At 48.8% G+C, this 26717-nt stretch carries 22 protein-coding genes; 8 read left to right on the top strand and 14 right to left on the bottom strand.

Translation table 11 applies throughout. The features are described 5' to 3' along the window. Nucleotides 1–22 precede the first annotated feature (22 nt). Nucleotides 23–1375: an alpha-L-fucosidase gene (locus tag J2Y43_RS16350; protein WP_309984560.1), complete on the top strand. Its 1353-nt coding sequence runs from the start codon at nucleotides 23–25 to the stop codon at nucleotides 1373–1375. A gap of 125 nt (nucleotides 1376–1500) precedes the next feature. On the opposite strand, the gene J2Y43_RS16345 is transcribed toward J2Y43_RS16350, so the two are convergent. After that, on the bottom strand, nucleotides 1501–1743 hold the full coding sequence (locus J2Y43_RS16345; RefSeq protein WP_309984558.1) for a hypothetical protein: 243 nt from the start codon (nucleotides 1741–1743) through the stop codon (nucleotides 1501–1503). Nucleotides 1744–2064: 321 nt separating this feature from the next. Between J2Y43_RS16345 and J2Y43_RS16340 the strand changes: the two genes are divergently transcribed. From J2Y43_RS16340 to J2Y43_RS16315, 6 genes are all read left to right on the top strand, one after another. Further along, nucleotides 2065–3699, top strand: coding sequence for an RNA-binding domain-containing protein (locus J2Y43_RS16340; protein ID WP_309984556.1), 1635 nt, complete (start codon nucleotides 2065–2067; stop codon nucleotides 3697–3699). A 109-nt stretch (nucleotides 3700–3808) separates the two neighbouring features. Next, nucleotides 3809–4579, top strand: a complete 771-nt coding sequence (locus J2Y43_RS16335; protein WP_309984554.1) for a nucleotidyltransferase domain-containing protein — start codon at nucleotides 3809–3811, stop codon at nucleotides 4577–4579. A 262-nt stretch (nucleotides 4580–4841) separates the two neighbouring features. Continuing rightward, entirely contained in the window at nucleotides 4842–6296 is a 1455-nt protein-coding gene (locus J2Y43_RS16330; RefSeq protein ID WP_309984552.1) for a hypothetical protein, read from the top strand. Nucleotides 6297–6312: 16 nt separating this feature from the next. Continuing rightward, nucleotides 6313–7713 carry a hypothetical protein gene (locus J2Y43_RS16325; protein WP_309984550.1) on the top strand — a complete coding sequence of 467 codons (1401 nt, stop codon included), beginning with the start codon at nucleotides 6313–6315 and terminating at the stop codon, nucleotides 7711–7713. Nucleotides 7714–7978: 265 nt separating this feature from the next. Next, a complete protein-coding gene (locus tag J2Y43_RS16320; protein ID WP_309984548.1) occupies nucleotides 7979–9415 on the top strand; it encodes a hypothetical protein in 1437 nt (478 codons plus the stop codon). 26 nt (nucleotides 9416–9441) lie between these two features. After that, the gene (locus J2Y43_RS16315) at nucleotides 9442–11250 is read left to right on the top strand and encodes a sialate O-acetylesterase (RefSeq protein ID WP_309984546.1); all 1809 of its coding nucleotides are present in this window, start codon (nucleotides 9442–9444) and stop codon (nucleotides 11248–11250) included. Between the two features lie 91 nt (nucleotides 11251–11341). Here the strand turns inward: J2Y43_RS16315 and purL are convergent, their stop codons facing one another. From purL to J2Y43_RS16290, 5 genes are all read right to left on the bottom strand, one after another. Further along, entirely contained in the window at nucleotides 11342–15007 is a 3666-nt protein-coding gene (gene purL / locus J2Y43_RS16310; RefSeq protein ID WP_309984544.1) for a phosphoribosylformylglycinamidine synthase, read from the bottom strand. A gap of 160 nt (nucleotides 15008–15167) precedes the next feature. After that, nucleotides 15168–15365 carry a hypothetical protein gene (locus J2Y43_RS16305; RefSeq protein ID WP_309984542.1) on the bottom strand — a complete coding sequence of 66 codons (198 nt, stop codon included), beginning with the start codon at nucleotides 15363–15365 and terminating at the stop codon, nucleotides 15168–15170. 18 nt (nucleotides 15366–15383) lie between these two features. Continuing rightward, nucleotides 15384–15629: a transposase gene (locus tag J2Y43_RS16300; RefSeq protein WP_309984540.1), complete on the bottom strand. Its 246-nt coding sequence runs from the start codon at nucleotides 15627–15629 to the stop codon at nucleotides 15384–15386. A 77-nt stretch (nucleotides 15630–15706) separates the two neighbouring features. Next, nucleotides 15707–16192: a DUF6644 family protein gene (locus J2Y43_RS16295; RefSeq protein WP_309984538.1), complete on the bottom strand. Its 486-nt coding sequence runs from the start codon at nucleotides 16190–16192 to the stop codon at nucleotides 15707–15709. Nucleotides 16193–16194: 2 nt separating this feature from the next. Then, the gene (locus tag J2Y43_RS16290) at nucleotides 16195–16548 is read right to left on the bottom strand and encodes a DUF6152 family protein (protein ID WP_309984536.1); all 354 of its coding nucleotides are present in this window, start codon (nucleotides 16546–16548) and stop codon (nucleotides 16195–16197) included. Nucleotides 16549–16683: 135 nt separating this feature from the next. On the opposite strand from J2Y43_RS16290, the gene J2Y43_RS16285 reads away from it, so the two are divergent. Beyond that, nucleotides 16684–17241 (top strand): DUF4468 domain-containing protein, encoded by a 558-nt coding sequence (locus tag J2Y43_RS16285; RefSeq protein ID WP_309984533.1) that lies wholly within the window; start codon nucleotides 16684–16686, stop codon nucleotides 17239–17241. A gap of 12 nt (nucleotides 17242–17253) precedes the next feature. Here J2Y43_RS16285 and J2Y43_RS16280 read toward each other — a convergent pair whose 3' ends face one another. The 8 genes from J2Y43_RS16280 to J2Y43_RS16245 form a co-directional block, all read right to left on the bottom strand. After that, complete coding sequence (locus J2Y43_RS16280; protein ID WP_309984530.1) at nucleotides 17254–18081, bottom strand: SGNH/GDSL hydrolase family protein; 828 nt, start codon at nucleotides 18079–18081, stop codon at nucleotides 17254–17256. A 646-nt stretch (nucleotides 18082–18727) separates the two neighbouring features. Beyond that, nucleotides 18728–19144 carry a hypothetical protein gene (locus J2Y43_RS16275; RefSeq protein WP_309984528.1) on the bottom strand — a complete coding sequence of 139 codons (417 nt, stop codon included), beginning with the start codon at nucleotides 19142–19144 and terminating at the stop codon, nucleotides 18728–18730. 383 nt (nucleotides 19145–19527) lie between these two features. Next, a complete protein-coding gene (locus tag J2Y43_RS16270) occupies nucleotides 19528–19719 on the bottom strand; it encodes a hypothetical protein (protein WP_106595025.1) in 192 nt (63 codons plus the stop codon). 138 nt (nucleotides 19720–19857) lie between these two features. Next, nucleotides 19858–20205, bottom strand: a complete 348-nt coding sequence (locus tag J2Y43_RS16265; RefSeq protein WP_309984525.1) for a DUF488 family protein — start codon at nucleotides 20203–20205, stop codon at nucleotides 19858–19860. A gap of 45 nt (nucleotides 20206–20250) precedes the next feature. Continuing rightward, nucleotides 20251–21156, bottom strand: a complete 906-nt coding sequence (locus J2Y43_RS16260) for a helix-turn-helix domain-containing protein (RefSeq protein ID WP_309984523.1) — start codon at nucleotides 21154–21156, stop codon at nucleotides 20251–20253. Nucleotides 21157–21184: 28 nt separating this feature from the next. Next, nucleotides 21185–21994, bottom strand: a complete 810-nt coding sequence (locus J2Y43_RS16255) for an SDR family oxidoreductase (RefSeq protein ID WP_309984521.1) — start codon at nucleotides 21992–21994, stop codon at nucleotides 21185–21187. A gap of 83 nt (nucleotides 21995–22077) precedes the next feature. Further along, entirely contained in the window at nucleotides 22078–23730 is a 1653-nt protein-coding gene (gene pafA, locus J2Y43_RS16250; protein ID WP_309984520.1) for an alkaline phosphatase PafA, read from the bottom strand. Nucleotides 23731–23823: 93 nt separating this feature from the next. Beyond that, nucleotides 23824–26712 (bottom strand): TonB-dependent receptor domain-containing protein, encoded by a 2889-nt coding sequence (locus J2Y43_RS16245; RefSeq protein ID WP_309984518.1) that lies wholly within the window; start codon nucleotides 26710–26712, stop codon nucleotides 23824–23826. Nucleotides 26713–26717: the final 5 nt, after the last annotated feature.

Below are 26717 nucleotides of genomic sequence, written 5' to 3'. Positions count from 1 at the left end.
CCAAAAATACCTTTCAAAAACAATGCGCACCAGACTCTTAACACTCCTCCTACTTCTCGGCCTTGTAGCTGGCACCCACGCCCAGCAAACCACTAACAAACCCGAACGCGTCAAATGGTTCCAGGACCTGGGCTTCGGGATGTTCATTCACTGGAATGTGGATGTTTCGCTCGGGACGGTGATCAGCCATTCCCTCGCCGGGGCCTCCGAAGATTACGTGAACCGGTATATGAAAGAGCTGCCGACATTCTTCAATCCGAAAAAGTTCGATCCAGACGAATGGGCCACGATGGCGCGGCTTGCGGGAATGAAATACGTAGTTTTTACGACCAAGCATCATGCGGGTTTCTGCATGTTCGACACCAAAACGACGACTTTCAATGTGATGAATACGCCGTTCAAACGGGACATCACGAGGGAGATTATCGAAGCATTTCGCAAGCAGGGCATCGCTATCGGGCTTTATTTTTCCCCGGAAGACTTTCTGTTTTTCCACCAGAACGGCATCCCGCTCGGCCGCTTGCAGGATAAGCGCCAGTTTCCGATGAACAATCCCAAACTGATGGAATACGACAAGGCGCAGATCAAAGAACTGCTCACCAATTATGGTAAAATCGACATCATGTTTTTCGACGGACCAGGCGACGGCCTGCGCGAGTACGCGTGGAGCCTGCAACCCGAGCTCGTGATCACGCGCGACGCCATGAACACGCCCGAGCAGAATATCCCCGACAAAGCCTCCCCGCGCCCGTGGGAAGCCTGCTACACGATGGGTACCGACTGGCAATACAAACCGACCAACGACCCACACAAATCGGGCACCGAGATCATCAACATGCTTATCGAAATTCGCGCCAAGGGCGGTAACTTCTTGTTGAACGTCGGCCCGAAACCGAACGGCGAGATCCAGATCGAACAGGAAGCCCTGCTACGCGAAATTGCGCTCTGGAACTTCGCGAACGGAGAGTCTATATACGCCGTTAAACCGCTCCCTGTCATCCGCGACAAGGACATCTGGTTCACGCAATCCAACGACGACAAGGCCATTTACGCATTCGTGACTAAGAAGCGTGACGACGAATGGAAATACGGCCAACGCCGGGAGTTTCTCTTCCCGATGATTGAAGGAACCGCCGCTACCAAAGTGGAAGTACTCGGCTACGGCAGCGAACTGGTGGAATATGTAAACAATTTCGATGCAACTATCCGCTCGGCGGCAACGCCACTGGGCCTGGCTGTGAGCGCGGTAAACGGTCAGCGGTTTTACACGAACCGGACCTGGCCTAATGCAGTGGTTTTGAAGATTTCCAATGCGAAGTTTAAGGCTCCTGAGGAAAAGAAGACTTCGAAATCAGGGATTGACGGGGCGCAATAGTTTCTTACTCTGTTAATGTATTTGAATGGAGGCTGCTTAGGTGGTCTCCATTTTTTGTTTGAAGTAATAGGGGAACGTGAGTGATTACGAATGTGCAAAAAGGCTGCATTAATTATCCATTGGTCCTACGCTGCCTTTCGTTCTTCTAGCTTTTGGAAGAACAAAATCAGCTCGCGGAACGTGCAGAACAGGTCGCTTGCTCTTGGATTGTGGCCTAGTTCTCCCTGTGCGATCATGAAGCCGGTGTAGATGGTCCACAGGTCTTCGATCCAGTCTGCGGGGGCGTTCATGCTTAGGAGTGCTTTTACGTGGTCGGCATAGGAGAGCGTGGGCGAATCCGGGGATTCGGAAAGTGTTTGTTGATTCATAACTTACTTGTTTTGGGATGGAAAAATGCCCTGTCTTCAGGTGTCCCAGTGTAAGTAAATCACACTCGGGGTGCTTTCGCTGGCCCCACACCATGACAGGGCAATGTTTTTAATGTGTTTCATAGTTTTACTTGTTTTGGGAAGCAGGAATATTCGGGAGAAAAAGGGTGGAATGCAAATTAGGGTGCGGGGAATTTTCTAACGGCATTACGACCTACATTTTTCCGCTTCGTCAACCGATAGCTCATTCTACAAGCCATTTGATAACAGTTTATAGGCTAGATTCTTTCACGGGAAGTAACACCGAAAAACGAAAAGCCAATGACACAAGACCGACTATTTCAACTATTACAACAAAAAGAAAGTCAACATCTTGAATTCAAAGAGGCAACCTATTCGCTACCTGACAATCTGTTTGAGACGGTTTGCGCTATGCTTAACGGGGACGGCGGTGATATTCTGCTCGGGGTGAATGACTCTGGTAAAATCACGGGAATCGATGCCAGCCAATTGAATAAGATGATGGATGACCTGGCTAGCCTTTCCAACAATCCGACAAAAATCAGTCCTGCATTCCTTCTTTTCCCGCGACAACATCACGTTGCGGACAAATGGCTCATCCACTTGCATGTTCCCGCAAGCTCTCTGATCCATAGGTGCTCAAAAACAATTTACGTCAGAAGCAGCGACGGAGATTTCAGGGTGACAGAGGCTTCACAAATCGCAGAGATTTTTAATCGCAAAAGAATCCACTACACGGAGAGTTCGGTATTTCCTGCATTTCGCTTCGAAGATTTTAATGCGGCACTTTTTCCTAAGCTCAGAAATCTAATCCGCAGTAACAATGCAGATCATCCATGGCTGGCACTGGACAACAAACAGCTCCTAGAAACAGCAGGGCTGTGGAAGCGAGACTTTCTTAATGGTCAGGAAGGCTACACGCTTGCAGCAGCTCTTTTGCTTGGAAAGGATGAGGTGATCACTCAAATTCTACCGCATTTCAAAATAGATGCGATCACTAGAATACGCGATACAAACCGTTATGACGACCGGCTTTACATTCAGACAAACCTGATCGATGCCTATGAACAGCTAATGGGTTTTGTTGAAAAACACCTTCCTGACAAATTCTTTCTTCTAAGAGACCAGCGCATTAGCCTCAGGACAAGCATATTCAGAGAAATTGTCGCCAATATTATTGTTCATAGAGAATACACAAATGCTCAGCCTTGCATCTTTGTAATTGGGAAAAACTACGTTGAAACAGAAAATGCGAACAATCCACACGGCGAAGGGTTAATTAACCCCGATCGTTTCGCACCATTTCCTAAAAATCCAACTATCGCCAAATTTTTTATCCAGCTTGGGCGAGTTGACGAACTAGGCTCCGGCGTTTTGAACGTCACGCGCCTTACCAAACAGTATGCGGGTAAACGTAAGCCAGAATTCACCGAGGGAATCACATTTAGAGCCAAGATCCCCATTCCAATTATTAAGAGTGATGGAGCAAGTGATGGAGTAAACGATGGAACAATTGAGGGAGTAATTGAGGGAGAAAATGACTTCCTTAGAATTCCTAATGCGGCGTCCAATACCCTGTCAAATGCCCGGTACAACCCCAGGGGCAATCCAATATTTTGCAAAGGACAATTAGTGCCTACTCTGCTCATAGAACTGGTTGACCGACTCATAGAAAACAGTATCATTAATGGAGAGTTGGATGAATTAACAAATACAGGCAGAATCGAACTGATTCAGATCGTATTTATCGTTCTCGACAAGGCAGGTCAAAAGGCGCATGAAATAGCTTCTATACTTCAACGATCGAGGCCCACCATTGAGCGGCAAATGAGAAGAGCAAAAGCACTTAACATTGTCCGATTCCTAGGCCCAACAAAGACGGGAGGATACTATATCACAGAGTATTTTGAAAATAGGCTTGTAAAGAATGATTGATTAGAAATCGAATTTGATTCACCAACAGATGGAGTAAGTGATGTAGCAAATGAGGGAGTAACCACAAAAGCCAGTATATTGGCTTCCTTAACTTTGAAGCCTAGATACAATGACCACCGAAATCCAGCAAGAACTCACCCGTCTCGAAACCCAACACAATATTCAAATACTCTACGCCGTAGAAAGCGGCAGCCGGGCTTGGGGGTTTGCTTCGGTGAATAGCGATTGGGATGTGCGGTATATTTATGTGCACCGGCCGGAGTGGTATTTGCAGATCGATGATAAGAAGGATAGCCAGGAGGAGATGTTGCCCAACGACCTCGACCTCGCCGGATGGGAGCTGCGGAAGGCGTTGCGGCTTTTCAGGAAATCGAACCCGTCGATGCTGGAATGGCTAGGCAGTCCGATCGTCTACCGCGAGCAGTTCACAACCGCCGGGCGACTGCGGGAGCTGCAAAAGCAGTATTTCAATCCGCGCGCCTGCCTGCACCATTACCTGAGCATGACCAACGCCAACTACAACGATTACCTGCTCAAAGACATGGTGCGTACGAAAAAGTATTTCTATGCGCTGCGGCCCATCCTCGCATGCGACTGGATACGCACGACGGACACGATGGCGCCTACGGAGTTCGTCAAACTGCTCGATAGCCAGGTGCAAGACGATGCCCTGCGACTCGAAATCGATGCCCTGCTCGTTCGCAAATCCAGCGGCGTAGAACTCGCTGAGGAGCCACGCATTCCGCTGCTGCATGATTTCCTGACCGAAAAACTCGCGTTTTACAAAGAATATGCAAAACAACTCCCGCCCATGACGATGCCCGACACCGACGCATTGAATGCACTTTTCAGGGAAACGCTTGCGGAAGTCTGGATGTAAATGTAACCGTTTGATCATCGGTCAACCGATCGGACATTCTTCTACTACATTTGCTTGCCTTTGCCATTCAGATTACCTTTTATTGCATCACGTCTGACGGACAATAACTCTATTCGTCAAAACTCAACATTTCTTCTAGGACTTCAATCTTCGAAACCGGGCGTGCAGATCTGCTTCCATCGCAGCAGCATGCGCTTGCGTCGGTCCCGTGTTCGATTTCGGTCCATTTGTGCAGCGTGTTTCATTTTTAAACAAACTAGCTATGAAGAAAATGTTGTTTCTACTCGTTTTAATAGCCTGCAACCAACCCAGCGACGATTGGCCCGACCCTGTTCCCGGCCTGCCATTCGAGGTCGCAACGGCCGAGGATTCGGCCCGGACGAACGGCCCTTTTATGCGTATTCACCCGATGGGGCACTATCCGGAGATGATCCATGACATCATCGAGCGGCAGCCGATGCTCAAAATAGAGGAATGGCTGTCTACGCCGACACCGCTGGCCGACTTTGGGCGTATCCTTAAACCGGGGCAAGAGATGGAGATGGTCGCATTCGGAGGAGGACTGACGGCCGGTGTGATGAATGGCGGCATTACCCGGGAAAGTCAGCAAACCAATTACACCAATTTGTTGGCGCATCAAATGGGTATCAAGAATTTTGAAATGCCACTTTTTGATAAGGAGCATTTCAATGGGACCGGTTATTACGTATATCGTAATACGGAAAGCGGGTATCCCCAGTGGGACCGGGTGGTGAACAATACTATTTCGGCTTTGCCGGGCGATCCGCCAACGATGCCGGAGTATCTTGGGAAAATATCTAATTATGGATTGCCTGACGGGGGAGCGGAGCGGCTTATACATGGTACGTGGTGTGAGAACTGCGACCTGAATAAAGTCATGGTACCATGGTTCAAGAGGTACATACCCGAACAGCCGTCCAAGGCATTTCACAAAATTAGGGAAGACGTACCTTATAATTTTGTCATTCTCGATGAGTTTTTCGATCGCTGGATAACTGGAATTAGATTGACAGGTCAATTAGGGATGTATGACATAGCTTTCAATGGCTCAATTCAACTTTCGGGAAGAGTCACCGACTATGCCCTCAATGGCGTATTGAACAAAGGTCAAAAAGGGGTGATATTTACAGTGCCCCGCTACCAGGATCTACCTTACATGAATTGGTATTCGAGCCAGGAGCTGGCAAGCAGAGGATGGGGTATTTACATTAGTTTTAACCGCAATGGCAAGGCAGATCAGCTTTTGGATGTCTCACGACCCAGTTCTATGATCCCGTCTGCCAAACTGCATCACCTTTTCGAGAATTTCAGCCGTGGCGGGGAATTTCGGGTCAATTTCGAAGATGTAGAAGTGATAGACGAAGGGGAAACTTTCTGTTCTGATCCCAGCCCATACAACGGTAAAATCAGGGAGTATGCCGCAGAAAAAGACCTCGCCGTGGTAGACCTCTTCGACCTTTACCAGCGCATTCACCAGGGAGGGTATAAAACAGATGACGGTATCGAAGTGGATGGAACCGCTTACGGCAACTTTTTTTCGTCGGACGGCATCTATCCCACGCCGTTCGGACAGGCCATTATTGCCAATGAAGTCATCAAGGCGATTAATAAGCATTACGGCGCAAAGATTCCGCTGATCGACATTGCCGGCTTTGTGAGGACGACAGGGTTTGAAAAAAATCAATTTCACATTTAACCTAATAAAACTAGCTATGAAGAAGATGTTATTCCTGCTCGCTCTTATCGGATGCAATCAGCCTGGCAATGGCTGGCCCGATCCCGTTCCCATAAAGCCTGTTTACATACCCACGGCCGAAGATTCGGCCAAGGTACTTGGTCCTTTCTCTCGCATCCATCCGATGGGCAAATATCCGGAGATGATTAAGGACAACGTCAACAGGCAACCGGAACTTAAAATAGAAGAATGGCTGTCTACACCCGTCCCGCTGGCCGATTTCGGGCGGGCCCTGAAACCCGGACAGGCAATGGAAATGGCGGCATTCGGCGGAGGATTGACGGCCGGCGTTATGAATGGCGGTATTACTCGACAAAGTCAGCAAACCAATTATACTAATTTACTCGCCCATCAGATGGGTATTACCAATTTTGCGATGCCGCTTTTTGATAAAGAGCATTTCAATGGGACGGGTTATTACATATATCGCGACACGGAGAGCGGTTATCCGAATTGGGACCGCGTTATAAACAATACCATTTCTGTTACTACTGAGAGCCCGTCAACGATACCGCTTTACCAAGGAAAAATTTCAAACTACGGACTATTTGAAGGAAGCACGGAGTGGTATGTTCCAGGCTGGGGATGTGAAAATTGCGACTTACCCACGCTTCTTGCCTCAAGATTCAAGGGACGCTCGCCGGATGAGCTGCCTTATAACTTTATAGTTATTGAGGAATTTTTTGACCGCTGGATGTTTGGGATTCAAACTACGCGTCAAATCGGAGGTTTCGACTATTCTTTTAACGGCTCGATCATGGATTCCGGTAGAATCACTGATTATTCCATCAATTATCATCTGAGGGGTAAAAAGGGCGTGATTTTCACCATTCCCCGCTACCAGGATTTGCCTTACATGAATTGGTATTCGATGAAAGAGTTTCAAAATGCATACATCACTTTTGATAGAAATGGTACTGCGGATGGGGTCATAGACTTTTTAAAGCCATTTTCGATGATTCCCACAGCCAAACTGCATGCACTTTGTGAAAGATTCAAAGGTCGCGCGTTCTCGGCTAATTTCGATGATATTGAGGTAATTGACTATGGAGAAACCTATGAAAGCGATCCTCAGCTCTTTTACAATGCGAAAATCAGGGAGTACGCCACAGAAAAGGACCTTGCGGTAGTTGACCTTTTTGATCTCTATCAACGCATTCATCAGGGCGGATATAGAACAGATGACGGCATATTAATCGATGGAACTGAGCATGGCAATTTTTTCTCCTCTGATGGAATCTATCCCACAGCGCTCGGACAGGCCGTTATTGCAAATGAGGTCATCAAAGCGATTAATAGGCATTATGGTGCAAAGATTCCACTCATCGATATCGCTGGATTTGCCGAGAAGACGAGAATAGTATTTGCGAATCAATAAAAAATAACCGTTTGATCATCGGTCAACCGTTTGGACATTCTTCTACTACATTCGCTTGCCTTTGCAATCAAATTACATTCTATTGCAGCATACTTGACGAGCTAATAATTCTACCATTTAGGACTCAACATTTCTTCCGGGACTTCAACCCCTAAAACAGTTCGTGCCGATCTGCTTTTGCAGCAGACAGGCATTACAGCACGCGGGTTCTCTGAGCCTGTTTCAGTCCACTTGTCCGCATGTTTCATTTTAAACAAAACTATCTATGAAGAAGATGTTATTCCTGCTCGCTCTTATCGGATGCAATCAGCCTGGCAATGGCTGGCCTGATCCCGTTCCCGGCCTGCCATTCGAGGTCGCAACGGCCGAGGATTCGGCCCGGACGAATAGCCCTTTTATGCGTATTCACCCGATGGGCCAGTACCCGGAAATGATTCATGACATCATCGAGCGGCAGCCGATACTCAAAATAGAGGAATGGCTGTCTTCACCGACCCCGCTGGCCGACTTTGGACGTATCCTCAAACCGGGGCAAGAGATGGAAATGGTCGCATTCGGAGGAGGACTGACGGCCGGTGTGATGAATGGCGGCATTACCCGGGAAAGTCAGCAAACCAATTACACCAATTTACTGGCGCATCAAATGGGTATCAAGAATTTTGAAATGCCACTTTTTGATAAGGAGCATTTCAATGGGACGGGTTATTACGTATATCGTAATACGGAAAGCGGGTATCCCCAGTGGGACCGGGTGGTGAACAATACCATTTCGCTTTTGCCGGGCGATCCGTCAACGATGCCTGAGTATCTTGATAAGATCTCGAATTATGGCTTGCCCGACGGCGACGCCGAATGGTATGTACATGGCGCCGATTGTGAGAATTGTGGCTTGAATAAGCTCTTTCTCAGCAGGGTTAAACGTTATATACCCCAATACCCTTCGCAAGCATTTCGCAAGATCAGAGAGGATGTACCTTACAATTTTGTCGTCATCGAGGAGTTTTTCGATTGGTGGATGCGAGGAATTCGAATGACGGGCCAAATCGGCGTTTACAACTTCAACGGCTCCATTTTAAACTCCGGGAGAATTACTGATTACGCACTCAACGGCATTCTGGCAGCCCGTCCGAAAGGGGTAATCTTTACCATTCCACGCTATCAGGACTTACCGTACATGGAATGGTATTCCCGCGATAAGCTAATCAAAAGAGGATGGGGACTCTACATCAGCTTTAATCGCAACGGTATCGCCGATCAGATCATAGATGCCTCACGACCCTTTTGCATGATCCCATCAGCCAAACTACATCACCTTTTTGAAAATTTCAGCCGCGGGGGAGAGTTCCGGGTCAATTTCGAAGATTTTGAAGTAATAGACGAGGACGAATCCTTCATGTCCGATCCGCAACAACACTATAATGGAAAGATCAGAGAATATGCGGCGGAAAAAGACCTCGCCGTGGTAGATCTCTTCGACCTTTATCAGCGCATTCACCAGGGAGGGTATAAAACAGATGACGGTATTGAAGTGGATGGAACCGCTTACGGTAACTTTTTTTCGTCGGACGGCATCTATCCCACGCCGTTCGGACAGGCCATTATTGCCAATGAAGTTATCAAGGCGATTAATAAGCATTACGGCGCAAAGATTCCGCTGATCGATATTGCCGGCTTTGTGAGGACGACAGGCTTTGAAAAATAGCATTTGTTAACCATTGATCTTTTTTGATGATGAAAAAACTAATCGCATGGACACTCCTATTCACCTCCTATGTGTCCCAAGCACAAACAGTGTCGTTGTCTTACCCGGTCAACAACAGTGTAATCCAGCGCAATACACTCAACATGGCCACTGTGACTGTTGCTGGCCAGCTTAATTACAGTAATCTGGCTGTTACAGTCAGTTATCGGTTTCGCCCGGTAGGTCCGACGGGGATAGCGGGAGCACCTGGTGCCGTCACCAATCTGAACCTTGCCCCCAATGGCATGTTTTATGCGTTACCCGTGATGAACAAGGGCTGGTACTTATGTGAAATCCTCGTAAATGGAGTAGTTTACACCGCTAACAAATTTGGGGTCGGTGACGTGTTTATCATCGCCGGCCAGTCCAACGCCCAAGGCGTTCCTACCCTGTCCAATCAATTACCTTCCGGCGCTGGCATACCAGAGTGGGTCGTGGGAACGTCCGAGGTCAAGACTTGTACCAGAAAATTGCCCGAATCATTTACCAACATGTTTCCATTGAACACCTCGGATAATATGAAGCGAACGGGCCCTTTGGGACCTACTGGAAATACAGTGTGGGCTTATGCAGTCCTTGGCAAGCTGATTTCCGATGCCAATGGAGGGATGCCAGTGGCATTCTTCAATGCAGCTACCGGAGGATCGAGCGTAACCGAATGGAAGCAGGGGGCCGATGGTATCGAGGCTAAACATCCCTACACGGGAGCGCAAGTTTGTTTGGGCTATATGGGAGGCTCTGTGATTCCAAAGGACTATTACGGCCAGCCCTACACAGCGCTGAAAACCGCCTTGAATTACTACGGATCGCTGTATGGTGTACGGGCTGTGCTCTGGCATCAGGGTGAAGCTGACGCAGACGCCAATGTAGACCCGGTTTACAAAGCAAGCAGTGCCGCCGACTATCAGGCAAAACTGCAAGCCGTGATTGCCAAATCCCGGTCCGATTTTGCGGCGCCTAACCTCACATGGTACATTTGCAAGGCAACTATCAGCAAGTTTGGGCCGATCAACGCGACGATTAGAACAGGGCAAAGCAATATGCCAACGGGCTCCACGATTCTTGCAGGCGCAGAGACAGACTATGTGAATGGAAATGTAGGAGCTACGACTGTAAGTGATGGAGGTGACGAATATCGTAAAGACAGCACCCATTTTTATGAGGGTACAGGACAAATCAAAGGCCTTAGCTGGCTCGCTGGCAAATGGGCTGCGACGATTGGCGCCCTGAGCAATCCCGTGACAGCCAGTTACGTTCCGCTGCTTATGTATTCAAAAAACAATGACTGGCGAACGCTTACCGCTCCTTCCGGGGGTGTCCAGTATCATTGGAATTCCACTCACATCAACAATCAGGGTGTCGCCGGCGGAACGTCCAGCGTGTATACTACCGACCAAAGTTGGTTTGGCATGAAATGCTATATGAAAGACGCGATTGGAAACTGGCACGTTTCAGCGGCTATAAATATTGGACAGTATGTTAGCCAACGGGAAGGGACGGAAATTGCCGAGGATCCTATTGAACAACCCGGCTTCGAACTGACCGCCTACCCCAACCCATTCACGCATAGCTTCACTGTCGCTTTCGATGTGCCGGATGATAATAGTAATGTCAAACTGGAAATAATAAATACTCAGGGAAGTGTTGTAAAAACTGTGGTGCACAATCCGCACGCGAAGGGAAAGTGGCAGTACACGGTGAAGGAGCTGCCTGACAACCCGGATGGGCTGTTGTTTTGCAGGTTGAAGGTGAATGAAAGCTATACCATCAAGAAATTGGCGCGTGTGAGTAATTAAATAAAAAAGGCCCGTCACGATCACTCGCGACGGGCCAATATTTGGAAGCTTCTTTCTCCATCCTCCCTTCTTCCCTTCCTCTTTTAAAAACTTACTTATTCCGCTCCTCAATCCACTTCCGAGCATTCACGAACGCTTCCATCCATGGCGAAACTTCATCTTTGCGCCCTTCCGGATAATGCGCCCAGTGCCATTGGAATAACGAACGCTCTATATGCGGCATGGTCACCAAATGGCGGCCGGTATTGTCGCAAAGAATAGCAGTGTTGTAATCCGAACCATTCGGATTGGCAGGATACGTCTCGTAGCCATATTTGGAAACAATGTTGTACTCGCTTTCGGCCAGCGGAAGTTGGAAACGACCCTCTCCGTGTGAAACCCAAACACCCAGCGTGCTACCTGCAAGCGAAGAAAGCATCACCGAGTTATTCGGCTGAACAGTCATCGAAGTAAAAATGCTTTCGTGCTTATGGCTCGCATTGTGCAGCATCTTCGGCTTCTCTTCGTGATCCGGATTGATCAGGCCGAGCTCAACGAAAAGCTGGCAACCGTTACAGATACCAACAGAAAGCGTGTCTTCGCGTTTGAAGAAGTTTTCAAGCGCGATTTTAGCTTTTTCGTTGTACAAGAATGCTCCTGCCCAGCCTTTGGCAGAACCCAACACGTCAGAGTTCGAGAAACCGCCCACAGCACCGATGAACTGAATGTCTTCCAAAGTCTCACGGCCAGAAATAAGGTCTGTCATATGGACGTCCTTCACGTCGAAGCCGGCCAGGTACATGGCATTAGCCAGTTCACGTTCGGAGTTGCTACCCTTTTCGCGAAGTACTGCGGCCTTAGGACGTGGCTTGGAAGGGTCGATTGCTGGCTTTTTACCGTCAAACTGTGCCGGGAATTTATAACGCAGCACGTGGTGCTTGTAGTTGTCAAAGCGCTCTTTTGCCAGGCCGTTGCCGGTTTGTTTCTGATCCAACAAATAAGAAGTTTTGAACCAAACATCACGCAGGTGGTCGATATCGAAATCCCATTTGCCCGTCGCATCTTTCACGGTCAGTGTTGAAGCGAGGTTCACAGTTCCGATTTTGTGGAATGCGATGCCGTTTTCTGTGAGCACAGCCTCTGCCGACTCCTCAGCCTGGAATACGATTCCGATATTTTCGGAGAACAGCTTCTCGATAATATCCTGATCGCCAAGTACCGACAAGTCAACGGAAGCACCCAAATCGCGGTCGGCGAAACACATTTCGAGCAGTGTGGTAATCAGACCACCGCTGCCAATATCGTGGCCAGCCTGGATTTTGCCAGCTTTAATCAGTTGCTGAATCGCATTGAATGTCGCTTTAAACTGTGCTGCATCCTGGATATCCGGCGTTTCGGAGCCGATCTTATTCAGAATTTGTGCAAATGACGACCCGCCGAGTTTGAAACGATCACCCGAGAGATTGATATAGTAGATAGAACCGCCTGATTTCCGCAGTACCGGCTCTACAACGGCAGTAATGTCGTCGCAATGCCCGCCAGCCGAAATGATGACAGTACCGGGTGCGATTACATCACCGTCTTTATATTTTTGTTTCATCGACAGGGAATCTTTTCCTGTTGGAATGTTGATGCCCAAGCTGATCGCGAAGTCTGAGCATGCTTGTACCGCTTTATACAAACGCGCATCCTCGCCTTCATTTTTACATGCCCACATCCAGTTGGCCGAAAGAGAAACTGTTGCGAGTCCATCTTTCAATGGTGCCCAAACGATGTTGGACAGCGCTTCTGCTACCGCATTGCGACTACCCGCTGCCGGATCGATCAATGCCGAAAGCGGCGCGTGACCTATCGAAGTTGCGATACCATCCTTGCCCTGGAAATCGAGGGCCATTACGCCAACGTTGTTCAAAGGCAATTGCAGCGGTCCCGCAGTTTGCTGCTTAGCCACATGGCCGCCTACGCAGCGGTCAACTTTGTTAGTCAACCAGTCTTTCGACGCAACGGCTTCGAGTTGCAGCATTTGTTCGAGGTATTCATGCAGTTTCTCAGCATCGTACAGAACCGCCTCGTAAGTGCGCTCAACGGTTTTATCGCGCATATAAGTCTTGGGTGAGCTGCCGAACATTTCGTCCATCGCCAGGTCCATCGGTTTGGCGCCGCTGGTCGATGATTCGAATGTGAAACGATGGTCGCCGGTCACCTCTCCTACCGTATACATCGGCGCGCGCTCGCGGTCGGCAATGCGTTGGAGGAAGTCGATATCGTCCTGGCTGATCACGAGGCCCATTCTTTCCTGGGATTCGTTACCAATGATTTCTTTGGCAGAAAGTGTAGGGTCGCCTACCGGCAGCTTGTCGAGATCAATCTTGCCGCCTGTTTCTTCCACCAGTTCAGACAAACAGTTCAAGTGTCCACCTGCACCGTGGTCGTGGATGGAAACGATGGTATTGTTTCCGCTTTCCACCATCCCGCGTACGGCATTAGCCACACGTTTCTGCATTTCAGGGTTGGAGCGCTGGATCGCATTCAATTCAATACCCGAACCAAACGCACCGGTGTCCGCTGACGAAACAGCCGCGCCACCCATCCCGATCCGGTAATTTTCACCGCCCATTACCACCACCTTATCGCCAGTGGCAGGCGTGTGTTTTTTGGCTTGATCGGCCTTTCCATATCCGATACCGCCAGCCTGCATGATCACTTTGTCGTAACCCAATTTGCGACCGTCCTCTTCGTGCTCGAATGTCAACACAGAGCCGACGATCAGCGGCTGACCGAATTTGTTACCAAAGTCGGTGGCACCATTGGAAGCTTTGATCAGGATGTCCATCGGTGTTTGGTATAACCATTGACGCTCCTCCACGCCTTTCTCCCAGGGGCGATTCTCTTCCAGACGCGAGAGCGCGGTCATATATACAGCTGTCCCTGCGAGCGGGATCGCGCCCTGCCCGCCTGCGAGGCGGTCGCGGATCTCACCACCCGACCCGGTTGCGGCCCCATTGAATGGCTCCACGGTGGTCGGGAAGTTATGTGTTTCCGCTTTCAGTGAGAGTACGGATTCAAAATCCTTGATTTCGTAATATTCCGGCACATCCGGGCGCTTGGGCGCAAACTGCTGCACGACAGGACCTTTCAGAAACGCCACGTTGTCTTTATAGGCCGAAACGATCGAGTTCGGGTTCGTTTCCGAAGTTTTACGGATCAGCTTAAAAAGTGAAACCGGCTGTTCCTGCCCGTCGATCACGAAAACCCCATTGAAGATCTTGTGACGGCAGTGTTCGGAGTTCACTTGTGAGAAACCGAATACCTCGGAGTCGGTCAGTTTGCGACCGAGTTTTTCGGCGAGGCCATTGAGATAATCAACTTCCTCGTCGCTCAATGCGAGGCCTTCCTGTTTGTTATAGGCAGCAATATCGTCGATTTCCTGAACGGGTTCGGGTTTGATATTGATGGTGTAAATATCCTGGTTCAGTTCGCTGTATTTCTGCGAAAGCATCGGATCGAAATCCGTGAAATCAGCACTTACTTTCTTGAATTCCTCGATGCGAACAATGCCTTCCAGGCCCATATTCTGGGTGATTTCGACGGCATTGGTGCTCCACGGCGTGATCATAGCAGCGCGCGGCCCGACGAAAAAGTCTGTGAGAACGGTCTCCTTCCGGAGTTCTGCGCCGCCGAAAAGCCAGCTTAATTTGGAGGAATCGGAGGCAGTGAGCGTTCGCTCGGTTTGTAGTGCAAAGACGGTTTCGTCTCCGCCAGTGAAGAAGTAAATCATGATATCCAATTAAGGCGCAAAGGTACGTCTTTTTTAGTTTTTAAACCAGGCAATGAATTGCCCGGGTAAAAAATCGTTCGTACCTCCGGCACTTGCTGGGATTAAGTGCCAGAGGTACGAACCAAACTCCAGCCAGGGATTTAAATCCCTGAAAAAGGAATCAGACGGGCGCATGAAAAAGATATTGTTCCTGTAATTCGACGCCGTTTTTTACGAGCATGTTCAAATATTCTTCCGGGAAGGAAATTCCGTAATAATGTTCTTCCTGATTCTCTATATACCTGTAAACCCGCTTGATCTCTGACTTATTATACGAAAACGCCGCGTAACCAACCTGCCATTCGAAACGGCTTTTCAAAAATCCGGATTCATTGATCTATTTCGAAGACTTCGCCTTTGCTACCTTCATGACATCCGAGACCGGCAGCGAGGGTTTTAACCTGAACAAACAATGCACATGGTCCTCGACTCCATTCACGATGAACGTTTCCGCTCCCGCCTCATTAATGAGATTGCCAATAACCCCAAACAACTCATATCTCCACGGCTTCCGCAGCAGGGCCGCACGGTATTTCACTGCAAAAACACACTGAATGAAGATTTGAGAATAGCTGTTGCCCATCGCCAGGAATTTACGTTCAGCAAAAAGCTAATGTCTTAAGTCCGAACATTAAAATACAATGAGCAAACGGCGCCGGCTCAATAAGCCAGCAACCTCCCACAAGCCACCACCGCAACCCAAACCCCAATCGAAACAACCCCACAAAGCCGCGCCGGATACGGAAGCTCACCCTCTGCGCCACAGCGCTTGAAAGGCTCATAAATAAACCGGTGAAACACAAGCACATTCAGCGCAGCAACTACGATCAAACCGACTTTCGTCCAGAAAACCGGATCGACACCCAGTGCCTGCGCATTGGTCAAAAACAGTAAGACGCCCGAGGGAACGATTAGAATCAGCCCGCGCTGCGACCAGGGCAACAAGTGTTTTGAAAGCGCAATAACAGGCAGGTTACGCGAAAAACCCAGCAGGCGCAGGTCAAAAAGGAATGCTGCGCCTACCAAGAACACGATGCCCAAAATGTGGACAATTTCAAGGGCCGGATACAGCCACAACGACTGGCGGATCCCCACGGACCACGCCGACTTTTCGAGCCATTCAAGCCATTGATGATACGCCTGCACGCCTAACGGAGTTCGTACTTGTCATTGCCAACAAAAATGCGTTCGGCACGCATTTCGTTTTTTTCGGTTTTGTGCGGATAGGCCACAAACCGAATTGTTGTGCCCTTTTTAATCATGTCGGCATTTAATCCTCGCGACTCCATGCGGCTAACGGGCGCGAGATACACAGTCGTAAGCTCCTTATTATATTTGACTTTCGCGAGTACGTGCGGGTTTTCGTAGGTAAGGTCCTCGATTTTGGCTTTAAAATCTGTTGGCTTGGTCTGGTCATAATCGGCCCAGCCGTGGTGCAGCACAGTAAACGAAGCGCAGATCAGCAGCGCAATTGCAAGCGAAACGTTTTTGAATCTAGCCATAACCTATTGAGTTTAGTACACTTAAAAGTAACCAATTCATCCCTTTTAAAAAACCGGGCCAAATACAAAGTCACCGAAAGCGCCACCAAAATGTTTTCCGCTATATTTGCCCGGTCACCAATTCAACACTTTGTCTTGAAACATTTGCTTCTTTGCGCGCTGCTCGCAGCGGCGACCCACACCTTCGCACAGGATGGCAAACTGCCACTCGATTCGAAAAACAACATTAGCTATACCGACTCCGGACAGCCTAAGTTGACCAAGACGGAACTCCACCAGAAAGTCAGAGCGTGGGTCGACAGGAAATTTGGAAATGCACAGAATGCGATCACCAGCGACGACACCCAGGCAGGTATCATACTCATCACCAGCTACATACCGGTCATTCATTCCGACTACCAGTATATCCGGTTCGATCTCGGCGTTCAGTACAAGGATAATCAGTATGACGCCCGCATTACCACGCTCGATGGCGTCTCCGCTGAGCACAGCCCCATCCGCTTGAGTGCGAAGGAAAACGACAATATCACCGCCAAAGAGCAAATCATTAAAACAGAAAGCAGCCGCAAAAAGCGCAAAGACGCAGAATTAGCCCTGCAAACCGCGAAAGCAGATAATGAAGGCATCAACGCGTCATTATATAATCTGCTCGGGGACCTCAAAACCTACATTACTAACCCCAAAGCGGACTAACGACAGGGGGCATTATTTCAGCCCCTTCCACTTTTTGATCAGCATTTCAGCAATTACCTCATACCCCTTATCGGATGGGTGCAGGCCGTCGTAGGTCATATTGATGGATTGCTCAGGGTATGGATACTCGTCTGTCTCCGGGTTGAAAGGCACGTTGATGTAGTCAGGGTACTTAAAATCCTTGTAGGTGCCGCTTTGCGGGTCTTTCAGGCGCTTGAAACGAACCATGTTGTCCAAATTGATGCCGCTGTCATGATATAGATCCACAACCGGCATCTTTCCTTTCTTCCCAATTTCCACCACCGCATTAGCAAACTGCTCCAAAGTCTGGTCCTTTTTAGGCTTGTAGGATCCGAATGCATTGTTTTTATAGCTGTTGATATACACGAAATCCCCGCGCTGCATGGGCGTAATGAGGATAATCCTGGCCTTTTTATTGAGTTGATTCAATTTATCGGTTATGACCCTGAAAGCCCCATACACTGTTCCGCTTCCTTTCCCCTGCTCGTAATCGGCGATTGTGCCGAGCGGTTTTCCCTGCCACCAGTCGTTCGTCCCAAGGAAAACGGTGTAAACATCAGCCTTCACAAGCCCGAGCGACTCGATTTTATCGGCAATGTTCACCGACGTCCAACCATTATGGCCCTGATTGACGTAGGTAACCTGCGGAAATTTCTCCGAAATCAACGTCAGGTACCCTTTTGTGACGCGGTTTCCGGTTTCGTTCTGGTGATCGTTCAGGTAAGTAATGGAATCTCCGATGGCCACCCAAGTGATTTTGCGCGGTTTGGAAGCCACAAAGATGACCGTAAGCAGAAGCAGGAGCAGAAATCTTTTCATCAATTTAAAGGGATTTGGAATTTTCCCGAAAGTTAAGTCAAGCATTCTGACGTTGCAAATTTACCATCTCGCCCCTTAAAAACTCCGGAGCTCACCCTTGGTCATTGTGGCATAAATCGTGAAAGAAGGTCAAATTTAATTCATAGCAACTAAATTTATTCTACACGAATGCGACACGATTTTATAGCTTAGTCTTTTTCAACAAAAAACACCACTCCATCCAAATCAACTATAATGCATTAATAATCAATCGATTAAAAAATACTCTTGTTGTAGAAATCTATTTATGGCTGATTCACCAAACAACGCTCGCAAATCAACATGTTTAGATCCAGTAGTAGCGAAACATCGAACTATCGAATTTGCTTTTAATAAAGTGTAGCATTAATATTACAACACTTTGCAAGGTGTGGGACAGCCGAAAACCACTGGAATCGAGTAGGCAATAAAAACACTAACCTCATCAATATCATGGTAGGAATTGGACTTTCTCTTACTCAGCTTCTTTTGTGGCTTGATTCTATTCTTCCTAATGTTTCTGTTATCCTTACCTGGTAATAGACTAAGACATTAAAAAGACTAGGCCGTGCTCCTCAGGAGACGGCCTAGTTGCTTTTGATACAATAACAAAAATTTCTTCCTGCGCTTAGGCAAAAAAGCTCGGACGCTGCAGGTACTCCGGATGCCAGCTCGCATCACGGCGGCGCAATGCACGCGCAATGGTCAGAATAGCCTCCTCGCGGTCGCGCTGATGCGCTTCGGAACCACGGGCAGCGAGATACTCCCCTACGATTTCCCATTCGAAAGAATCTGTTCGGGAGTCATAAATTCCCACCGGAACACGGTTTTCATCCGTCAGCATCAGGCTTTGCACCAACTGCGCTTCTTCCTGCGTCGGGCAGCCAACATGCTGGTACTGCTCATTCAAAGTGTATAGAACCGAGTACCGGTTTTCAGAATAACCTTCTTCTTTTAGCGGTGTGTGGTCTGTGAAAAACTGACCGAGAAATGCCCGGAAACCTACCGGCACATGCTTGCTTTTACTCTTTTTTACTTGTTTCATGGTATTGAATTTTACTGAATGCCCACAGGGCAATATTTTCAGGAGGTTTTTAGCCAATTATTAAGACAATCCTATCATAATGGTAAAGTACTAAACAATATCAATCAGTCACATTACTCCATCGGAATCATCTTTAACATTTATTTCCCCTAACTATTATTGTATATCAATAGTTTACAAATCTAAATATTCCTTTTCCATTTACTCAAAATTCTTCGTATTGGCATTTTAAATTATTGAAATAATCCTATTAATACAATTTCCTAACTAACCAGCTACTGCGTCAGCCAAAAAAAATCGCTGGCAGGGATACGCTTTCCCGCCAGCGATCAATCACTGTTTGGTACAGGTCGATGCTGCATACAGTGATGCAGCCTTCCGGCTTATGCCTCCTGCATATATGCTTCTTCGATGAGCCTTTTAATATCCTCTTCGCATTCCTTCACACGAAGGGAAATACTGGTTGCAAGCCAGATCGTGCTCCCATGGCTATATCCCATGTAGTACAGAATCTTCTCCACACTTACGTTCAGGCTTTCGTCGAACTCGCCGGTAACTTTAATGAATGGCATCATGATCTGAGGATTTTTTGATTTACTTAAATATAATCAATTCACTTTGATTATACCTATTTTTTATTAAATAGTTCCTATAAAATTTTTACCTGAACGTGGCGTAACCAGCTGGGTTAATATCGGCACGTTGAGGGGGGATCAGGCTTTTTCAAGCAGTTCTTTCAAGACCAGCGCCTGATTGCGGTCTTCTGTTTTCGCGGCAAAAAGAAGGGTAACCACTTCGTGATCTGAAATGATCTCGTGCAATGCAGCCAATGCTTCGGAATCTTTCAGTTCGGCCTTGTAGCGGGCACTGAACTCATCCCATTCGTCCATATGGCTGTGAAACCACGTTCGCAACTCGTTGGATGGCGCCACTTCCTTCATCCAGCGGTCAATGCCGGCTGCTTCTTTCGTAAGCCCGCGCGGCCACAGGCGGTCTACCAGTACACGGTAGCCATCGGTGGCCGTTGCGGGTTCGTAAATGCGTTTTGTTTTGATAGTCATAGGCTGTCGATTAAATGTATCACAACCTTTAAAGTTAGCCATTCGTCAGTTCAAATTCCTGAATGCGCTGGGCGATTTACCGGTTTTGGTTTTAAAGATTTTGGTAAAATGGGAAGGATGCTCAAAACCCAGATCATAGGCTATTTCGCTGATTGACTGCTCAGTCCCCCACAAAAGCGATTTCGCCTTATCGATCAGCCGCAAATGAATGTGCTCCTGGGTAGTCTTGCCGGTAAAACGGTTGAGCAGATCGGACAGATAGTTGGGCGAAAGGTTCAGCTCTGAGGCAAAGTACTTAACACTGGGCAGGCCCGTCTCGATCAATGTATCCCTGGCAAAATACTCGTTCAGCAACCGTTCAAAATGCTGTACGAGATCGTTGCTCACCTTCGCGCGGGTGTAAAACTGGCGGTCGTAGAACCGGTCGCAGTAATTAAATAGCAGCTCGATATTGCCTGTAATGAGCCGTAGCGTATGCTTGTCGATATTCTGGGAATACTCCCGTTCGATTTTGTCCACGCAGTCCCGGATCACCTGCTTTTCGTCCTCTGAAACGTGCAATGCCTCGTTGACATCATAGTTAAAAAACGAATATTGATGCATCTTTTTTCCAAGTTCGGTTGCATTGAGCAAGTCGGGGTGGATAAAAAGCGCCCACCCCTGCTCGACGCCGGTTTCTTCGATGCTGCCTGTTATGACCTGCCAGGGCGCGGTGAACATCAGAGAGCCCTCACTAAAATCGTAATGTCCTTTCCCATACCTCAAAACACCGTGAATGCGCTTGCAAGAGATCGTATAAAACCCAAACCGGAAGGCCGTCAGCGCGCGCGGGCATTGCGCATAGAACCGGGTATTGTCGATCAGGCTGATCAGTGGGTGCCTGGGCCCGGGTGCACCTACGTAATCGTGCAGGCCGCTGATGGTTTCGATATCGAGGTACTGGCTGGTCATAACAGGGGAAACAGCTGAATGGTTAATGCTAAATATGGCTGGCAATCAGGTTTTTGATCGCCAGATCATCCATTTCTTTCCGGGCTTGAAGCAACTGTACCGCATCTGCGCCTACCGGGTAACGCAACTGCTGTGAAACGTCGCTGGCTGCTTCAAAAATAGCTTCCGCTACCTCCCACACGCGCTCGGACATCGGCCAGTTGTCAACCTGTCCGGCAAAAGCGTTGTAGGCCGGCATGTAGTCCAACAAATCACCTGTGCCAAAAGTTGCCAGCGACCGGCCCGCGAAATCCGTTTTATAACCGCCCGGCTCCACGATTTTCACCTTAATACCCAGCGGTTCGAGCTCGTATTGCAGTGACTCCGAAAGTCCCTCCACCGCATATTTGGTTGCATGATATAATGTAGAGAACGGAAACGCGATGCGCCCTCCCATCGACGCCACATTGATGATCACCCCGCTCCTGTTTCTGCGCATATGCGGCAGCACCGCTTTGATCACCTCGATCACACCAAACACGTTCACATCGAATTGCTGGCGCACTACTTCCACAGGAGCCGCTTCCAGCACGCCCAGCGAGCCAAATCCTGCATTATTGACCAGCGCATCAATACTACCGAAGCGCGCAATCCCTTCTTCCACTGCCTTTTGTATACTTGTGCTGTCTGTCACGTCCAGGTGCACCAGCGCTACGCGGTCAAGGCCGCCCAATTCCATCTCTTTTTCCGGTGAACGCATCGAAGCGATTACATTCCATCCGTTTTTTTGAAACAACCTTACTGCATCCTTCCCAAATCCCGAAGAAGCGCCTGTAATCAAAACTGTCTTTGTCATCATTTTGGTTTGTTTAATTGATGGATGCAAAGTTGGCAGATACAGGGCCGGCGGGCTTATAGATTTCTATGCAAGACTTATACTTTTCAACGCCCCTTGTCAATCAACTCTTCAATCGGATTTCCCATGTTGCCATTAGGCTCCAAAATGCTCAGCAGGGCCGCGAGCGTCGGTGAAGTGTCCGCTACCGAGGTTCTGCGGAAAGTTTCACCTGGTTTTATCCCCCAGCCATAAAACAAAAGCGGGATATGCGTGTCGTTGTTGTAAGGCGATCCGTGGTTTGCTGCAATAGGGCCGGCCATCCAGCCCGGCTCGACGACGATCTGAATATCCCCGCTTCGCTTCCGGTTGTAATTATTTTTGAATAAGGTGGTCTGGTACTCGTTCAGTCCCGATTTATACAGCTCCGGCAGATTCACAATGTCAGCTACACCTTCAAAACGGCCGAGCGCCTGACGGATCGTCTGAAAAACGGCTTCGGTCGCAATGCCCCTTTCTGCGAGCAACCGATGATTGAGGTATAGCTGAAAATTTTCACTTGCTGCGATAAAATCCCCTTCACCGAACCTGGCTTTCAAGGCTGCCTTTACGGTCGCATTCATTTGGACATAATCTATGCGGCCGGCAGGCAGTTTGTGCTCTTTCCAGAAATCCGCCACATCCATAATGCCGTGATCGGCGGTGAGGAAAAACAGGTAATTCCCCTTTCCAAGCTTATCATCCAGTTTGCTGAGCATTTCGGCAATATCCCTGTCGAGCCTAAGATAAATATCCTCCGCCTCCACTGAATTTGGGCCAAAACCATGGCCGACATAATCCGGGGACGAAAAGCTGACCGCAAGAAAATCGGTAAAATCTCCCGTACCCAACTTTTCATTTTCCAAAGCTTCGAATGCCATTTCCTTGGTCAGCGTATTCCCGTGGGGTGTGGAGGAAAGTACCCCAAAAGCATCTCCCGCTGTTCCTGCGAGCGCGTATGGGAACACGGATTTCCTGGCCGGCCCCATTTTGGCTTCATAGGGTTGATCGTCGGGTGTGCTCTCCGCATATTCGCCAACGGGCAGCAAGGTCGCCCAACCCTCGGTCATGAGTTGAGAGGCCCGCTTCCGGGCATTGTATTCACGTACCCAACCGGGCAGTTCCCGGATGTAGAAACTGCTGGTAATCCAGTTCCCGGTCTTGCTATCGAACCAGTAGGCACCGCTGGCCGTATGACCGGCCGGCAGAATCGCGCCCCGGTCTTTGAGCGCGATACCAATTACTTTTGACCGGAAATTGGTCGCCAGGCGAAGCTGATCGGTAATGGTATTTACCAGCAGGTTTTTAGGCGACATTTTACCTGCAACCGGGTTAGAGCTCCCGACCGTTTCGACGCTGCTATCACCGACACAATACGTTTTCTTACCGGTATGGGCATCATACCAGTCGTTGCCCACAATGCCGTGAACGGAAGGTGCCGAACCGGTATACACCGAAGCATGACCGGCCGCAGTTACCGTAAGCGCGTAGTGATAATGGTGATTGCGGCAATTGAAACCCTCTCCGAGGATTCTTTTGAAACCGCCCGCAGAATACTTATCATAATATCTGTACAAGTAATCATAGCGCATTTGATCCACAACAATCCCTATCACCAGCCGGGGGCGTTTGAGTGTCTTTTCTTGATCAGGCTGGCCGGCCATGCCTGGCATGGTGCAAAACAAACCGGCAATCGCGAAAGCGAAGGTTAGATATTTCATAGCAAATCGCTGAATGTAAAAATAAGTGGTTTTCAGAAAGCAGGCGCAGCCGGAAAAACGCTTTCCCGACTGCGCCTGCATTGAAATGAAGATTTAGAAGGAAATGGTCAGGGCAGTCCAGAAGCTTCTTGGCAAAATAACCCGGCCAATTTGCAGGGAGCCCTTTTCGAAAGCGCCATTGGCCAGGAACTGGTCTCCACGGATATTACCCTCGGTAAGACCACGGCTATTGGCCAGGTTGTCGGCCCACACCCGCAAACCAATCGCCTTGGTGATCTTGCAGTCCAGCCCCGCTGAAATTTCATTGTAGCCATTCAGGCGGTACACATTGCTGGGCGATGTATACCGCTTTCCGATCTGGCGGAAGCTCAGGAATGCATCGAAGATCTTGTAAGTGTAACTGGCAGACAGTTCGATAATGTAGCTCGGGATCCGCTCGGCATTGTTCCCCGACCAGATGTATGGCTTCCCGGCCAGATCCTCGCGGGCATTGTCCGGAGCGGTAACTTCGTACTTGGTGTACTTGCTATTCTGGAAAGTGGTGGTCAATCTGAAATTCAGCATTTTGGACGGAGTGTAAATTGCTTCAATTTCCGCACTCAGGTTACGGCTTGATGCAAATGTCCCGATATTAATAAAGCCGGCCGTTGTATTCGGGATCGCCATCGTGGAGGCGATGTTGGTCAGTCTGGCATAAATCAGCGAGCTGAACAGCGCAAACCGGGAGGTATTGACTTTGTACCCGCCTTCCGCCATAAAAACACCACGGTCCTTTACAGTTTCAGGGTTGAAATTAAAGTTGGAATAATCATTGATATTCAATGCACTGTAAGTTTTGGTAGCTCTTGCAAACAGCGCGTGCTCATCATTCACTTTGTAATTCAGGCCTAATGAACCTGTGAAATACGTATTGCTTTCATCAAAAGTCGTGACATTCGTGAACGGAGCAGCATTTTGCAAGCGATTACCTTTCACATGAAACCGGTCGACCCGCAAACCCAGATCCGTCGTTAATTTGCCCAAATTGATTTCGTCACTGATGGTCACCGAAGATATCGTCGTCAACCCATCCCGATAGTTGGCAATATTTACGCCACTGTAACCATTTCCCTTGTTATCGCCGATCAGCAGGGTACGCGGCTTGTCTTTGATTTCGGTGTAAAAAGTTGCGCCGAGGGTATACGTGTTTACATCATAGGAATGGAACGCTCCGCCAAAAGACAAGGAATGCCGGCCGATTTGCTTACCGATGTCCAGGATATCTACGAACTGATTGTCTCTGGTGGTAGTACCTGTGAAATTTTGTCCGGTATAATACCCGGTTGGGTTCACCAGTTCCTGCCCACCGGGGTAATAATACTTTACCGAACTCTTGTAGGTCGACGGCGAGGTAACGACAGCCCCCACAAAACCACCTTTCGTGCTTTGGTAACGCATACTGTTTTTAAATGTCCATTCCCCGCTTGTCGTATGCTTGAACTCCATGCCGCCTGAAACAGACCTCAGGTGAACGCCATCGGCAAAATCATAGCTGCGCTTCTGTCCGTCGGGACCTGTCAGCTCTACTTTCGTGTCCCTGGTTGCCAGGATTTCCGTCAGCGGATCGAACCCTGGTAAAGCTCTTCCTTGCCCGGAGCCATCGTAGCTATAATAAGCGGGCACAAGCCAGGTGGTTTTGTCGTTCAGGTATTTACCGTAAAAACGAATGTAGCTGTTGGGCTTGATCTGATAAGTCAGATTCATTTTCAACTGCCCGCCTTCGTTGGCCCGGTACGACGGCGGGCGAATCCCCGCATCGCCACGGTAAAACCCTCCTACATTGAACTTTACCTTAGAACTAAGCGGCCCGCCCAGATTCAAATCCACCCGGTTTGCATTCTGGGAAAGGCCGCGTGTGTATTTCACCTTACCGCCAAACGTCTCTCCGCCCGTATTGGACAACAGGTTGATCAGTGCGCCGGGGGTATTGGCCAGAATCACCGACGCATTACCTCCACGAACAGCCTCCACATTCTTGACAGTCAAGTCTACTTTATAATACTGGTCGGCCGACGGGCTGGTCGTAAACCCGGTAGGAAGCACGGGCAACCCATCTTCCATAACGCCCATGAACACATACCCGCCTCCGGGCAAACCGCGCACGCGCACGCTACCCGGGCCGTCGCCCCCGCTGCTTTCCACCGAAAGGCCGGGAATAGCTTTGAGCATATCCGTGCTGTTCAACGGCGGTCTTTGTGTAAGTTGTTTGGCACTGATGGTTGTCACCGCAACGCTCGACTCGATCTTTTTCTTAGGCGAACCACCCGAGGTCACCACCACCTGATCCAGCTGCAAATTGTCTTCCATCATCACAATGTCGAGCCGCAAATCACCTCCTTTTACATCTATTTCCTTTTTGAGGCTTTTGAACCCGACGCTGGTAAACTGGATCGTATACTTGCCGTCGAGTACGTTATTGAAAACAAACATCCCCTCCTGGTCCACGATCTGGTTCCGGGTCTGATTCAAGAACACTGTCGTACCTATCAGCAACTCGCCCTTCACGTCGGTTACCTTACCCCGGACCGTGCTTCCTTCTATCAGTGGCCGGGGCAGCACCAGGGTTGTGGGCAGGCTTATGATGTTTTTTTTAAGAACAATATATTTCCCGGATACCTCATAGCTGATTTTGAGCGGCGACAACACCTCGTCCAGCACGCTTGCAAGCGTCTCGCCCTGAGCCGAAACAGATACTTTCTCGTGGGCTGAAATCAGTTGCGGCACGAAAGAAAATTTGACATCCGCTGTTTTTTCAATCCTGGACAAAACGTTCCGGAACTCCTCGTTACTGACGTCGATACTCATTCGCCTTTTCAATAACTCCTGACTATATACGTCCTTAGCCACACCCAGACTGAAAGTGAGCAAAACAATAAACAATGGCGGCCCGGCGATCCTCATAACTGTCAACAGGGTAGAGAGAAATTGTCGATGTTTTTCCATAAATT

It is taken from the genome of Dyadobacter sp. BE31 (assembly GCF_031457695.1).
GTDB lineage: Bacteria > Bacteroidota > Bacteroidia > Cytophagales > Spirosomataceae > Dyadobacter.
Note: the sequence above shows the minus strand (reverse complement) of the source record. Positions and strands in the feature narration are given on the sequence as shown.